The 12,740-nt window shown below is 69.7% G+C and carries 14 protein-coding genes; 10 read left to right on the top strand and 4 right to left on the bottom strand.

Annotation, left to right across the window (positions count from 1 at the left end; genetic code table 11):
• Window positions 1-92: 92 nt before the first annotated feature.
• From WH5701_RS13465 to WH5701_RS13455, 3 genes are read left to right on the top strand one after another with little or no spacing between them, the layout of a single operon-like run.
• Window positions 93-833 carry a methyltransferase domain-containing protein gene (locus WH5701_RS13465; protein WP_037981531.1) on the top strand — a complete coding sequence of 247 codons (741 nt, stop codon included), beginning with the start codon at window positions 93-95 and terminating at the stop codon, window positions 831-833.
• Window positions 826-1,950 carry an NAD(P)/FAD-dependent oxidoreductase gene (locus WH5701_RS13460; RefSeq protein ID WP_006173029.1) on the top strand — a complete coding sequence of 375 codons (1,125 nt, stop codon included), beginning with the start codon at window positions 826-828 and terminating at the stop codon, window positions 1,948-1,950. Before WH5701_RS13465 ends, WH5701_RS13460 begins: the two co-directional genes overlap by 8 nt.
• Window positions 1,941-3,038 (top strand): type III polyketide synthase, encoded by a 1,098-nt coding sequence (locus WH5701_RS13455; RefSeq protein WP_006173028.1) that lies wholly within the window; start codon window positions 1,941-1,943, stop codon window positions 3,036-3,038. The genes WH5701_RS13460 and WH5701_RS13455 overlap by 10 nt, the downstream gene beginning before the upstream one ends.
• Before the next feature lie 3 nt (window positions 3,039-3,041).
• Here the strand turns inward: WH5701_RS13455 and WH5701_RS13450 are convergent, their stop codons facing one another.
• On the bottom strand, window positions 3,042-3,860 hold the full coding sequence (locus tag WH5701_RS13450) for a hypothetical protein (RefSeq protein WP_006173027.1): 819 nt from the start codon (window positions 3,858-3,860) through the stop codon (window positions 3,042-3,044).
• An 87-nt stretch (window positions 3,861-3,947) separates the two neighbouring features.
• On the opposite strand from WH5701_RS13450, the gene WH5701_RS13445 reads away from it, so the two are divergent.
• Genes WH5701_RS13445 through WH5701_RS13435 form a run of 3 tightly spaced genes read left to right on the top strand, consistent with a single transcriptional unit; the run spans window position 3,948 to window position 6,123 of the window.
• Window positions 3,948-4,835, top strand: coding sequence for an NAD-dependent epimerase/dehydratase family protein (locus WH5701_RS13445; protein ID WP_006173026.1), 888 nt, complete (start codon window positions 3,948-3,950; stop codon window positions 4,833-4,835).
• A gap of 29 nt (window positions 4,836-4,864) precedes the next feature.
• A complete protein-coding gene (locus tag WH5701_RS13440) occupies window positions 4,865-5,500 on the top strand; it encodes a PCC domain-containing protein (RefSeq protein WP_006173025.1) in 636 nt (211 codons plus the stop codon).
• On the top strand, window positions 5,497-6,123 hold the full coding sequence (locus WH5701_RS13435; protein WP_006173024.1) for a hypothetical protein: 627 nt from the start codon (window positions 5,497-5,499) through the stop codon (window positions 6,121-6,123). The genes WH5701_RS13440 and WH5701_RS13435 overlap by 4 nt, the downstream gene beginning before the upstream one ends.
• Here WH5701_RS13435 and WH5701_RS13430 read toward each other — a convergent pair.
• The gene (locus WH5701_RS13430) at window positions 6,044-6,466 is read right to left on the bottom strand and encodes a YccF domain-containing protein (RefSeq protein ID WP_006173023.1); all 423 of its coding nucleotides are present in this window, start codon (window positions 6,464-6,466) and stop codon (window positions 6,044-6,046) included. The genes WH5701_RS13435 and WH5701_RS13430 overlap by 80 nt on opposite strands.
• A 157-nt stretch (window positions 6,467-6,623) precedes the next feature.
• Between WH5701_RS13430 and WH5701_RS13425 the strand changes: the two genes are divergently transcribed.
• Genes WH5701_RS13425 through bchD form a run of 4 tightly spaced genes read left to right on the top strand, consistent with a single transcriptional unit; the run spans window position 6,624 to window position 10,900 of the window.
• Window positions 6,624-7,577, top strand: coding sequence for an orange carotenoid-binding protein (locus WH5701_RS13425; protein WP_006173022.1), 954 nt, complete (start codon window positions 6,624-6,626; stop codon window positions 7,575-7,577).
• The gene (locus tag WH5701_RS13420; RefSeq protein WP_006173021.1) at window positions 7,574-8,359 is read left to right on the top strand and encodes a fatty acid desaturase; all 786 of its coding nucleotides are present in this window, start codon (window positions 7,574-7,576) and stop codon (window positions 8,357-8,359) included. Before WH5701_RS13425 ends, WH5701_RS13420 begins: the two co-directional genes overlap by 4 nt.
• A 23-nt stretch (window positions 8,360-8,382) precedes the next feature.
• Window positions 8,383-8,712: a hypothetical protein gene (locus tag WH5701_RS13415; RefSeq protein ID WP_006173020.1), complete on the top strand. Its 330-nt coding sequence runs from the start codon at window positions 8,383-8,385 to the stop codon at window positions 8,710-8,712.
• A gap of 55 nt (window positions 8,713-8,767) precedes the next feature.
• Entirely contained in the window at window positions 8,768-10,900 is a 2,133-nt protein-coding gene (gene bchD, locus WH5701_RS13410; RefSeq protein WP_006173019.1) for a magnesium chelatase ATPase subunit D, read from the top strand.
• On the opposite strand, the gene WH5701_RS13405 is transcribed toward bchD, so the two are convergent.
• Both WH5701_RS13405 and WH5701_RS13400 read right to left on the bottom strand, forming a co-directional pair.
• Window positions 10,884-11,843 (bottom strand): MlaD family protein, encoded by a 960-nt coding sequence (locus WH5701_RS13405; RefSeq protein WP_006173018.1) that lies wholly within the window; start codon window positions 11,841-11,843, stop codon window positions 10,884-10,886. The two genes, bchD and WH5701_RS13405, sit on opposite strands and share 17 nt — an antisense overlap.
• Window positions 11,844-11,849: 6 nt before the next feature.
• The gene (locus WH5701_RS13400) at window positions 11,850-12,653 is read right to left on the bottom strand and encodes an ABC transporter ATP-binding protein (RefSeq protein WP_006173017.1); all 804 of its coding nucleotides are present in this window, start codon (window positions 12,651-12,653) and stop codon (window positions 11,850-11,852) included.
• Between the last annotated feature and the right edge of the window lie 87 nt (window positions 12,654-12,740).

Raw genomic sequence — 12,740 nt, 5'->3', positions numbered from 1 at the left:
AATGCCTTCGGCGGAACGCTGGAGGCACCCTTCGCGGACGCCGGATCGCAGGCGCCATAGTGCCCGCACGCCCTGGCAGGACAGTGAAGGCCGTGCCGAGCCTGAAGTCCCTGACCCGCCGCCAGCGGGTCGCTGAAGTGATGGATCAGCCGGGCCTCGACCCCGGCGAGCACACCCTGGCCCTGGCGGGGCTACGGCGCATCAATGCCGTGAGCCGCTGCTCCGCCAGCCTGTTCACCCCGATCCGTGAGCTGGCGGCACGCCATCAGGGCACTCCCCTGCGGGTGCTGGATCTGGCCTGCGGCGGCGGTGACACCGCCATCGACCTGGCCCTGATGGCCCGGCGCAGCGCCATCCCGTTGATCCTCGAGGGCTGCGACATCAGCCCCGGTGCTGTGGCGATCGCCCGCGCCAATGCCGAGCGCCGCGGCGCCAAGGCGCGCTTCTTCAGGGCCGATGCCCTCACCGATCCGCTGCCCTCGGGTCCGGACGGGGCCGCCCCCGGTGGCTACGACGTGGTGCTCACCTCCCTGTTCCTTCACCACCTCGACGACCACGACGCCGAGATGCTGCTGGCCCTGATGGGCCGGCGGGCCCGTCAACTGGTGCTCGTGAACGACCTGATCCGCAGTCCCCTGGGCTATGGGCTGGCCTGGGCCGGCACCCGGCTGCTCAGCCGCTCCTGGATCGTGCACACCGATGGACCGCGCTCGGTGCAGGGGGCCTTCCAGCTTGCTGAGGTGGCCGCCATGGCGGAGCGGGCCGGGCTGCAGGGCGCCACGCTGCAACGCTGCTGGCCGGAGCGTTACCTGCTGAGCTGGTCCCGTGGTTGAGACCCTGCCCGGCCAGTCCTGGGATGTGGTGGTGATCGGAGCCGGTCCGGCCGGTGCCCTGGCCAGCCTCGATCTGGCACGCCGGGGCCTGCGGGTGCTGCTGGTGGAGAAGCGCCGCTTCCCGCGCTGGAAGGTGTGCGGCGCCTGCTTCAACGGCCAGGCCCAGGTGGCGCTCGCCTCCGTGGACCAGGGCCATCTGCTCGAGAGCCTGGGAGGGCTGCCGTTGCGGCGGCTGCGGCTGGGCCTGGGCGGCCGGCAGACGTGCTGTGCCCTGCCCCCGGGGTGGGCCGTCTCCCGCAGCCGCTTCGATCAGGCCCTGGTGGAGGCCGCCGTCAGCGCCGGAGCTGTGTTCCGCCCCGAAACCACAGCTCAGCTGGGTCCGGCCAGCGCCCAAACCCGCAGCGTCAGCCTGCGCCAGGGGCGGCAACAGCAGCAGGTGCAGGCGGCCGTGGTGCTGGTGGCGGCGGGACTGGCCCACCGCTGCCTCGAGAACGAGCCTGGCGCCCACACCCGCATCCAGCCCCGCTCGCGGCTGGGGGCCGGTTGTGTGCTGGCGGGTGCGGACCACCACTGGGAGGAGGGCAGCATCCACATGGCCGTGGGCCGCCGGGGCTACGTGGGTCTGGTGCGGGTGGACGGCGGCAGCCTCAATGTGGCCGCCGCCTTCGATCGCACCTTCCTGCAGGAGACCGGTAGCGCCGCTGCTGCCGCCGGGCGGGTGCTGGCGGAGGCCGGCTTCCCGGCCCTGCCCCAGCTGGATGAGGCCGACTGGCAGAGCACTCCAGCTCTCAGCCGCCGCAGCACCCCCCTGGCCGGCCATCGCTTCCTGGTGCTCGGGGATGCCGCCGGCTACGTGGAGCCTTTCACCGGAGAAGGCATGGGTTGGGCCCTCGCCGCCGCCGCCGCCGTCACGCCGCTGGTGCTGGAGGGGGCCGGGTCGTGGGAGCCGGCGCTCGAGCGCCGCTGGATCCAAACCCACCGGCAACGGATCGGCCGCCGTCAGCTGGTCTGCCGCAGCCTGGCCCTGGCGCTGCGCCATCCGAGCAGCGCCCGTGGCCTGTTCTGGGCCGCGTCGCGCCTGCCCTCCCTGCCGCAACGGCTGATGCCATGCCCCTGACGATCCTGGGCATCGGCACCGCGGTTCCCCGCCACCAGATCAGCCAGGGCGAATCCGCGGCCATGGCCGGGCGCATCTCCGCCTCCACGCCAGAGCGGGCAGCCCTGCTGGCGCGCATCCAGCGGCGCTCCGGGGTGAACGTGCGCCACAGCGTCCTGCTGGAATCGCTCGAGCATGAGGATGGCATCGGAGGCCGCCTGCCGTTCTATGGCGACAGCAGCCCATCCACGGGCGAGCGGATCAGACGTTTCGAGGTCCATGCCGAACCCTTGGCGCTGGAAGTGGCCCGCCTCGCCCTGGCGGATGCCGGGCTCGGCCCGGAGCGGATCACCCACCTGGTCACGGTGAGCTGTACGGGCTTCCAGGCGCCGGGCTTCGATCTCGCCCTGATGGCTCAGCTGCCCCTCAATCCCGATGTGGAGCGCACCCATGTGGGCTTCATGGGCTGCCACGGCGCGCTCAACGGCCTGCGGGTGGCACGGGCATTCGTGGAGGCCGATCCGGCCGCCTGCGTGCTGCTCTGCGCCGTGGAGCTGTGCAGCCTGCACATGCACTACGGCTGGGATCCGGAGAAGGTGGTGGCCAACTCCCTCTTCGCCGACGGCGCCGGCGCCCTGGTGGCCACGGGCTCTGCCGAAGCCAGCTGCCCAGCCGCCGATGCCCCCCCGCTGCAGGTGCTGGGCTCCGGCTCCACGCTCATCCCCGGAACCGCCGATCTGATGTCGTGGACCATCGCCGACCACGGCTTCGAGATGACGCTCTCGTCCAAGGTGCCAGGCATCATCGCCGCCAACCTGCGTCCCTGGCTGGAGCGCTGGCTGAGCGCCCGGGGCGAAAGCATTCCCTCGATCGGATCCTGGGCCCTGCACCCCGGCGGTCCACGCATCCTCGCGGCCGTTGCGGCCGCGGCGGAGCTGCACCCCAGCCAGGTCGAGCCCTCGGCGACCGTGCTGCGCCGGTTCGGCAACATGTCATCGGCCACGATCCTGTTCATCCTCGAGAGCCTGCGCAGCACGGCAGCTCCACGCCCCTTGGTGGCCCTGGCCTTCGGCCCAGGCCTCACCGTGGAGGCGAGCCTGCTGGGCTGAGGCTCAGGGCCTGCGGAACCGCCGCAGCTCCCAGGCCGTGAGCCGCTGCCGGGTGTCGTACGTCAGGCTCACCTGCTGGAAGTGGTCGGCATCGAGGCGGCAGCCCACCTGCAACACAAAGGCCCCCTCCGGCAGCTGCTCCGGCAGGGAACAGAGCAGGCCGTCGGCGAAGCCGGCGGTGAGGTCGTTGCCGCTGAACTGGCTGCCGCGGAAGGGCTCGCACGGCTGCGGCTCCGGATCCGCGGCGGGCCAGTGGTGGGGTTCCAGGCGCTCCAGCTCACCGGGCCAGCCCTCCTGCTGCGCCAGCAGGGCCCGCCAGTCGCTGGCCGCAGGGCGGGGTGGGTCGAGCTCGGGGGCCAGGCTGCAGCGGAAGGGAACCACCCCCAGGCTCTGCAGCCGCCAGCCAGGGGACACGCCCAGAGCTGCTGCCAGCGGTGCGTAGAGCAGCACCAGCATCGAGCGGGAGCGGCCCCGGAAGAGGTTCAGCTCATGGCCGAATCGGGGCTGCTGCCCGTCCACCGCCAGGCTCGACTGGCCGGCGGCGCCGCGGAATTGCCAGCACTGTCCGCCGCCGTTGTAAGTGGAGCGCGAGAGGGGCAGCTGGCGGCGGCCGTCCGGAGCGAAGCGCAGGCCGCTGCCGTCCCACAGACCCGTGTCGGGGTCAGAAAAGCTGATGGCGTAGCAGGTGCCCTCGATCACCGTGCTGGGGCTGGTGAGATCCAGCACACCGGCGGCGCTGCGCTCATACCAGCGGCTCGTGCCACACCAACGGCCCGCGAAGTTGAGCCTGTTGAGCTCCCACTGGCGGTCGTGGCCGGTCATGGCAACAGGGGCGGTGGTGGTGCGGTCAGTGTGGTGGCTTCACTGTGATCGCGGCGCCCTAGCTTTTCGTCAGCCAGCACAGTCTCGATGCGGATCACGATCGTTGGCTGCGGCTATGTGGGCTCTGCCCTGGCGAGCCACTGGCATCAGCAGGCCAGGCACTGGCTGCGTGTCACCACCACGCGCGAGGAGCGCCTGGGGGAGCTGGCCCCTCTGGCCGATGCGGTGCAGCTGCTGGATGCCGCCGACCCCGATCAGCTCCACAAGGCCCTGGAGAACACCGAGGCGGCCGTGTTCTGCCTGGCACCCGGCGGCAGCCGCCAGGTGGATGCCGACGGCTATGAGGCCACCTACCTGCGCACGATGGAGGCCGTGGCGGCCGTGGTGCCCCAGCTCCCCGAGCTCCAGCAGCTCGTGTACACCAGCAGCTGCTCGGTCTATGGCGAGGCCAAGGGCCTGGTGGAGGAAGACACACCCCCCCAGCCCCGGGAGCCTCACGCTCAGATCCTGCGCGACGCCGAAGCTCTGCTGCTCGCCTGCCGCGGCTCCCACCGCCGCGTCGCGATTGCGCGGCTGGGGGCGATCTATGGCCCCGGGCGCGAGCTGGAACCCCGCTTCCGCTCCCTCGCGGGCAGCCGCCGCGAAGGGGATGGGTCGTCCCTGATCAGCTGGATCCACCGCGACGATGTGGTGACGGCCCTGGCCTGGGCGGTGGAGCAGGGCTTCGATGGACTCATCAACCTGGTGGACGACGAACCCATCAGCGTGCGCGAGCTGATCGACCGCAGCTGCCACGCCGCCGGCCTCGAGCCGGTGATCTGGGACGGCGACAACGGCACCTCGGCCAACCCAGCCGCCGAACGGCGAATCTCGAACCGCCGCCTGCGGGAGCTGGGCCTGGGCCTGCAGCACCCCTGCCTGCCGATCCTCGCGGCCACGCCCGGTCCCGGGGCTGAGCAGAAGCCTGCGGCTTAGTCTTGCCGCGCCCATCCGCCGCGCCAGCGATGCGTTCCGTGCCGCTCCACCTCGAGCCCGGCAGCGACCTGCGCCAGGCGCTCGAGCAGTTGGCCGTGGAGCAGAACGCCTCCGGTTTCGTGCTCGGTGTGGTGGGCAACCTGGCCCAGGCCGCCTTCCAGTGCCCCGGCAAGATCGCCCCCACCGTGCTGCGCGGTGAGCTGGAAATCATCACCCTGCAGGGCACCCTCTCCCCCGAGGGCGTGCACCTGCACCTGAGCCTCTCCGATGGCGACTGCCGGGTCTGGGGCGGACACCTCGAGCCGGGCTCGCGGGTGCTCAAGGGCGCCGACCTGCTGGTGGGCCTGCTGGACACTGCGGCGCTGACACGGGAGCAGGCCTCCAGGCCGGCGACTGGCGCAGGCCAGACCAGGGCCGCAGGCGCCGCGCCTGCCGTCAGTGAGCCCAACGAGCCGCGGGTGACGATCGCCGTGCGCTCCGGTTGCCCGTTCTCCAGGCGTGCTCTGCGCATGCTGCGCACCCTCGGCATTCCCCACCGCCTGATCGAACCCAGCGCCGAGGGTCCCGTGCCCCAGGTGTTCGTCGATGGGGAGCTGATCGGCGGCTACACCGAGCTGGCCGAGAGCCACGGCAGGGGCGAGCTCGAGGTCCTGCGCCAGGGATGAGCGTGCCGCCAGCCGCCACGCTTCAGCTCAGCACTCTGGCCGGCTGCGGTCTGGCCATCGCCGGCTACCCCCGCTTCCGCTACGACGCCCGCGGCGGTGGCGGCAGCGCCCAGCTGGGGCAACCGTCCGGGGACGGGAGGCGGCCGCTGAGGTTCCAGCCGGACGGACTGAGCATTCCGCCGCTCGACTGGCGCAGCACCCGCGTGCTGGGGTTGCCCCTGCCGCCGGGGCTGAGCATCAGCATCGAACCGGAGCAGCTGGAGGGCGTTCTCGATCCCGCCACCGGCTCCCTGGCCCTGACATTCAGGGCGCGCTTTCTCTTTCGTGTGGGCTCGCTCTACTGCGCACCTCCCCTGTTGGTGGCCACGGAGCTGGTCACAGGCGAGGTGACAAGCCGGCGGCATCACCTGAGCGGCGAGCGACCCGATGGGGATGGAGCCGCCCTGCTGGTGGGGGTGGCCTCGATTCAGCCCAGTGGCGAGCCCTGGCTCGACCGTTTCCTGGGGCTGCCCGATGAGGCCCTGGCGCTGCTGCGCTGCCGCTTCACTCCAGAGCCCGGGGCCGGGTTCCCGTGGGAACCACCTGCAGGCCGATCGGCGCCAGGGCAATCAGCGCCAGCTTGACGTGCTGAATCCCGAAGGGGATGCCGATGATCGTCACGAAGCAGGCCAGGGCCGAGCTGAGGTGGCCGATCGCCAGCCACCAGCCCGCCAGCAGGAACCAGATCACGTTGCCCACCAGCCCCAGGGGGCCGGTGCCGAAATCATTGCGGCCGGTGAGCTCGCGGCGGCTGATCGCCTCCTGCCCGAACGGCCAGAAAGAGAAGTTGCCGATCACGAAACAGGCCCGCGCCCAGGGCAGACCCACGATCGTGATGGCGGCCACCAGGCCGGCCAGCCACCAGCCCAGGCCCATCACGAAGCCCCCGAGCACGAACCAGAGGACGTTAAGAACGAAGCGAAGCATCTCTCCAGATTGGCGTAGATCCGAAACTTGGAGGGTCGGCCCTTTCCGGTCGGCCCGGGCTCACCTAGGCGACGGACACGAAGCTGAATTTATTACCAGCTTCGCAGCCCATCGCCTAGAGTCTGTAAACCTCCTTAACAAAAGGGACCAACCACATATGTTCACGCTCGAGAAAGCCACCCAGATCTTCCCCGACACGCTGTCGGCGGACGTCGTTCCTGCCATCACCGCGCGCTACAAGCTGCTCAGCGCCGAAGACCAGCTTGCACTGATCTGGTACGCCTACCTCGAGATGGGCAAGACCATCACCATCGCCGCCCCCGGCGCCGCCCGCATGCAGTTCGCTGAAGGCGTGCTCAGCCAGATCAAGGGCATGAGCTTTGCCCAGCAGAGCCAGGTCATGTGCGACCTGGCCAACAGCACCGACACCTCCATCGGCCGCACGTATTCCGGTTGGTCGGTGAACATCAAGCTCGGCTTCTGGTATCAGCTCGGCGAGTGGATGGCCGCCGGCATCGTGGCTCCGATTCCCCAGGGCTACCAGCTCTCCGCCAACGCCGCCTCCGTGCTCAGCTCCCTCAAGAGCGTCGAGCAGGGCCAGCAGATCACTCTGCTGCGCAACTTCGTCGTCGACATGGGCTACGACCCCGCCAAAGGCGAGGCCCAGCGCGTCAGCGAGCCTGTGGTGGCTCCCACCCCTGAGTCCCAGCGTCAGAAGGTTTCGATCGCCGGAATCGACAACGCCACGGTGAGCGCCTACATGGATCAGCTCAATGCCAACGATTTCGACAACCTGATTGAGCTGTTCCTTCCGGACGGGGCGCTGCAGCCTCCCTTCCAGAAGCCGATCGTGGGCAAGGACGCCATCTTGCGCTTCTTCCGCGAAGACTGCCAGAACCTGAAGCTTCTGCCCGAATCCGGCATTGCCGAACCCGCCGACGGCGAATTCACCCAGATCAAGGTCACCGGCAAGGTCCAGACACCTTGGTTCGGAGCCGGTGTGGGCATGAACGTGGCCTGGCGCTTCCTGCTCAATCCCGACGGCAAGATCTACTTCGTGGCGATCGATCTGCTGGCCTCCCCCGCCGAGCTGCTCAAGTTCGCCCGTTGAGCCTCGCCACGGCCACGCCCCCTGCCACCGGCAAGGGACTGCTGCTGGCCACCGGCATCCTGCTGGCCTGGATCTTCAGCCTGGTGCTTCTGCTCCCGGCCGATCCAGGCCATCTGCCCCTGCCGCTGCTGCTGCTTGCCGTTGGCCTCCGCTCGGTGCTGCACACCGGCCTGTTCATCGTCGGCCACGACGCCATGCACGGCCTGCTCCTGCCAGGCCAACCCCGGCTCAACCACCAGCTGGGGCAGCTAGCTCTCGGGCTCTACGCCGGCCTCCCCTACGGCGCCTGCCGCGCCAACCACCTGCGCCACCATCAGGCCCCGGGAACCACCCGCGATCCCGACCACCAGCCCCCCCAAGGCGGCGGGGTGCTGCGCTGGTACATCCACTTCATGGCCAGCTATCTCTCCGCCGGCCAGATGCTGCGCCTGCTCAGCGGCTGGGCCCTGCTCGCCCTGGTGGCCGCACCCTCCGGCGCCATGGCCCCGCTGTCGGTGCTGCTGATCTGCACCCTTCCCCTGCTGATCAGTTCTCTGCAGTTGTTCGTCTTCGGGACGTACCTGCCCCACCGCCAGACAGAAGGCGACAGCCCTCGCCACCAGGCCCGCAGCCTGGAGCTGCCGGTATGGCTCTCCCTGCTGGCCTGTTTCCACTTCGGCTATCACTGGGAACACCACGAGTTCCCCACCAGGACCTGGTTCCAGCTGCCGGGGATGCGCCGGTTCCGCCCGTCCCGGCAAGCGCAATCCGTGCGGCTCGCGCCTCTGGCCCAGCCGCGATAAAGTCTTGTATCAAGGAAGACATCATGGTTGAATCGGCACTGATCACCTGGAGTGACGACGAGCAGGCCATCGCTGAAGAGGCCTTCAGTTGCGCTTACGCCCGTGCCGTCCAGACAGTGATCAGCACCGTGCGCCGCGAGGCCGATTCAATTAACAATGCCCAGTCCCTCTGGCGCTTGCACGATTATCTCAGCACCCAGCGCCACGTGATGGAAGGGCGCTTCGATTTCCGCCTCGAGGGCATTCTCTTCGTGTTCGCCAGCCTGGTGAAGGAAAACCTGCTGGACCTGCAGGAACTCGACGGCCTCGACGCCGACAAGCTCGCCAAGATCAAGGCGATGTCGCGCTTCTAGGGCCAGGCGGCCCATCGGCCAGACTGACCCCATACCTCACGAGGCATCCGCCCCCATGGTCGTCAGCGGGTCTGCAGCCTCCCCAGCGGGTGCCAGAGCGGCGGCCACCAGCTCCTTCCCCCTGGCGGCCATCACCGGCCACGGCACCCTCAAGCTGGCCCTGCTGCTGGCGGCGGTGGATCCGGGTCTGGGCGGGGTGGTGATCGCCGGCGGGCGCGGCACCGGCAAGTCGGTGCTGGCCCGGGGTCTGCATGCCCTGCTGCCGCCGATCGACGTGCTGGCGCTCGGTGAGGCCTGCCGCCGCCTCAACGTCGACCCCCAGCGGCCTGACGACTGGGACGCCACGATCCACGGCCGCATCACCCAGCTGGGCGGTGATCCCAGCGGATCCGACCCCACGGCGCTGCTGCCCACCACGGTGATCCCGGCCCCGTTCATCCAGGTGCCCCTCGGCGTCACCGAAGACCGACTGGTGGGCTCGGTGGATGTGGCCGCCTCCCTGGCTGCGGGGGCCCCGGTGTTCCAGCCAGGTTTGCTGGCGGAAGCCCACCGGGGCGTGCTCTACGTCGATGAGCTCAACCTGCTCGATGACAACATCACCAACCTGCTGCTGGCGGCGGTGGGCAGCGGCGAGAACCGGATCGAGCGCGAGGGGCTCAGCCTCTCCCATCCCTGCCGCACCCTGCTGATCGCCACTTACAACCCCGAGGAGGGGGCGGTGCGCGACCACCTGCTCGATCGCTTCGCCATAGCCCTCTCGGCCAACCAGCTGCTGGCGATCGAGCAGCGGGTGGCGATCACCAGCTCCGCCCTTGATCACGGCAGCTCCAGCGAAGCCTTCCGCGCCCGCTGGCAGGAGGAGACCGATGCCCTGGCCACCCAGTTGCTGCTGGCCCGCCAGTGGCTGCCCGATGTGTCGATCGCCCGCGAGCAGATCGCCTACCTGGTCAACGAGGCCCTGCGCGGCGGCGTGGAGGGGCACCGCTCTGAGCTCTACGCCGTGCGGGTGGCACGGGCCCATGCGGCCTTGAGCGGCCGCGACCAGGTTGACGCCGACGACCTGCAGGTGGCCGTGCGGCTGGTGATCGCCCCGAGGGCCCTGCAACTGCCGCCGCCCGATCCCGAGCAACCGCTGGAACCACCCCCGCCGCCACCGCCTCCCCAGGGGGAGCAGCCGCCCGAGCCCGACACCCCCGACGATCCTGAGCCCCCGGAGCAGGACCCCCCCGAGCAGGAGGAGGCCGACGAGGAGCGTGAGGACGACAGCCCCGAGGACCAGGCGCCGCCCCAGGTGCCTGAGGAGTTTCTGCTCGATCCCGAGGCGATCGCCATTGATCCCGATCTGCTGCTCTTCGCCGCAGCCAAGTCGCGCAGCGGTGGCAGCGGCAAGCGCTCTGTGGTGCTCTCCGACTCCCGCGGCCGCTACGTGAAGCCGATGCTGCCCCGCGGCCCCGTGCGCCGCATCGCCGTGGACGCCACCCTGCGGGCCGCCGCCCCCTACCAGAAAGCGCGCCGCGCTCGGGAGCCCCACCGCACCGTGATCGTGGAGGAGGGCGACCTGCGGGCCAAGCAGCTGCAACGCAAGGCCGGCTCCCTGGTGATCTTCCTGGTGGACGCCAGCGGCTCGATGGCCCTCAACCGCATGCAGAGCGCCAAGGGGGCCGTGATCCGCCTGCTCACCGAGGCCTATGAGAACCGCGACGAAGTCGCCCTGATCCCCTTCCGCGGCGAGCAGGCCGAGGTGCTGCTGCCCCCCACCCGCTCGATCACCGCCGCCCGTCGCCGGCTGGAGCAGATGCCCTGCGGCGGGGGCTCACCCCTGGCCCACGGGCTCACCCAGGCCGCGCGGGTGGCCGCCAACGCTCTGGCCACCGGGGATCTTGGCCAGGTGGTGGTGGTGGCGATCACCGATGGCCGCGGCAACGTGCCCCTCTCCCGCTCCCTGGGCCAGCCGCAGCTGGAGGGCGAAGAGCCCGTCGACCTCAAGGAGGAGGTGATCCAGGTGGCCGGCCGCTACCGGGCCCTGGGGATCAAGCTGCTGGTGATCGACACCGAGCGCAAGTTCATCGGCAGTGGCATGGGCAAGGACCTGGCCCAGGCGGCCGGCGGCAAGTACGTCCAGCTGCCCAAGGCCAGTGATCAGGCGATCGCCGCCATCGCCCTCGACGCCCTCAACGGGGCGGCTTAGGAGCCGCCTTCTTCTGGGCTTCTTTCTCCGCCTTGTCCTTGGCCAGGCCCGTCTGGGCGGGATAGAGCTCATCGAAGAGCTGGCCCAGGCCGATCGCCACGCTGCGCACACCGTCCATGAACTCGGCGTCGCTGGTGAGCTTGTTCACATCGCCACCGACGGCATCGATGCGGGCGGTGAGGCGCTCGGCATTGCCCACGGTGGTCTTGAGCTGAGCCAGCGTCTTGGGGTTGTCCAGCGAAGCCGTGACGTTGCGCACATGGCGGCTGGCCGCCGCCGCTTCGGCCGTGGCGGTGCTGAGGTTGGCCAGGATCGGATCGGCTTTGCCCACCGAGCGCTTCAGCTCAGCCACCAGCACCTGTGCCCGCTTCAGGAACTGGGTGGCCTCCTTGGAGGTGGCATCGAAGCTGCGGGTGGTGCGGGCCATCTCCTCCACGATCTGCTTCTCGTCCACCTGGGACAGCAGGCGCTGCATCAGCTCGGTCACGCTGTTGAGGCTGGCGGCCGTGACGCCCTTGAGCTCACTGCCGGCACAGACCATCACTGTGTTGTCGCAGTCCTTGGACCGGGGCAGGGGGGCACTCTCGGGAAGGGGGTTGCCAGTGCTGATCAGGGCCACCTGGGCATCACCACCCAGCAGGGAGCCGGTCTGCACCTGGGCCATGGTGGGGCGCGCCAGCTGCAGGGTGGGATCGCTGATCTCCAGTTCGGCCAACACCGCTGCGGAGGTGGTCTGGACCTTGCGCACACTGCCCACCTGCACGCCGCGGAAGATCACCGCCGAGCGGTCCGCCAGGCCAGCGGCGTCCTGGAAGCTCACCTTCAGGATCCAGTTGTTCTGGCTGAGGGAAATCCCCCTGAGCCAGATCCAGAAACCGGATCCCCCCACCACGGCCGCAAGCAGCGAAAATCCAACGATGGCCTCTCGCACACTGCGACGCATGGGGCTCTAAATCTCCGCCGGTTGCATCGGCCCGCTCAGGCTACCGGTTCGAAACTGCACCACATAAGGATTGTCGGTACGGACAAAGTCCTGCACGGAACCGAGCCACTGGAGATGACCCTCATAAAGCATCGCCACCCGCTCGGCTGATCGCACGATCGTGCTCATCACGTGGCTGACCACCACCGAGCAGCCCGCCGCCACCTTGGTGGTGGTCACGATCAGGTCCTCGATGCGGGTGCAGGCCACCGGGTCGAGCCCGGCCGTGGGTTCATCGAACAGGAGGATGGGATGGTGCCCGGCCGGCCGGCCAGGGTCTTCGATCAGGGCACGGGCAAAGCTCACCCGTTTCTGCATCCCGCCACTGAGCTCCCCAGGCAGGCGTTCCTCGATGCCCGAGAGCCCCACAGCCTCCAGGGCCCGGCCGACCCGATCGCGGATCTCGGGCTCCCGCAGCTTGCTGTGGCGGTAAAGCAGGAAGCCCACGTTCTCGCGCACAGTGAGGGAGCCCAGCAGGGCCGGGTTCTGAAACACCAGGCGCACATCCGGCGGACGGAGCTGATCGAGCCGGAGATAGTGCTGGGGGGCGCCATGCAGACGCAGCTCCCCCGCCGTTGGCAAGAGCAGCCCGGCGAGGATGCGCAGCACCGTCGATTTGCCCGTGCCCGAGGGTCCCACCACCGCCAGCCGCTCACCCTGCCCCAGGCTGAGGCTCAGGTCATTGAGCACGATGTTGCTGCCCCAGCGCATGCCCACGCCGTCCAGCTCCAGCACCGGCCCGTCAGGGGCGATTGGGGGGGAATGGTTCATCCCGGCATTTCATCCGTACAGTTCGTGTTGCTCCGTGCTGCGGCGTAACGCCCCAACGGCTTGACCTCCCAGCGCCCCTCCAAGCCC

This window comes from Synechococcus sp. WH 5701 (assembly GCF_000153045.1).
GTDB classification, from domain to species: Bacteria; Cyanobacteriota; Cyanobacteriia; order PCC-6307; family Cyanobiaceae; genus Regnicoccus_A; species Regnicoccus_A antarcticus.
This window is presented reverse-complemented; position numbering and strand designations above follow the sequence as displayed.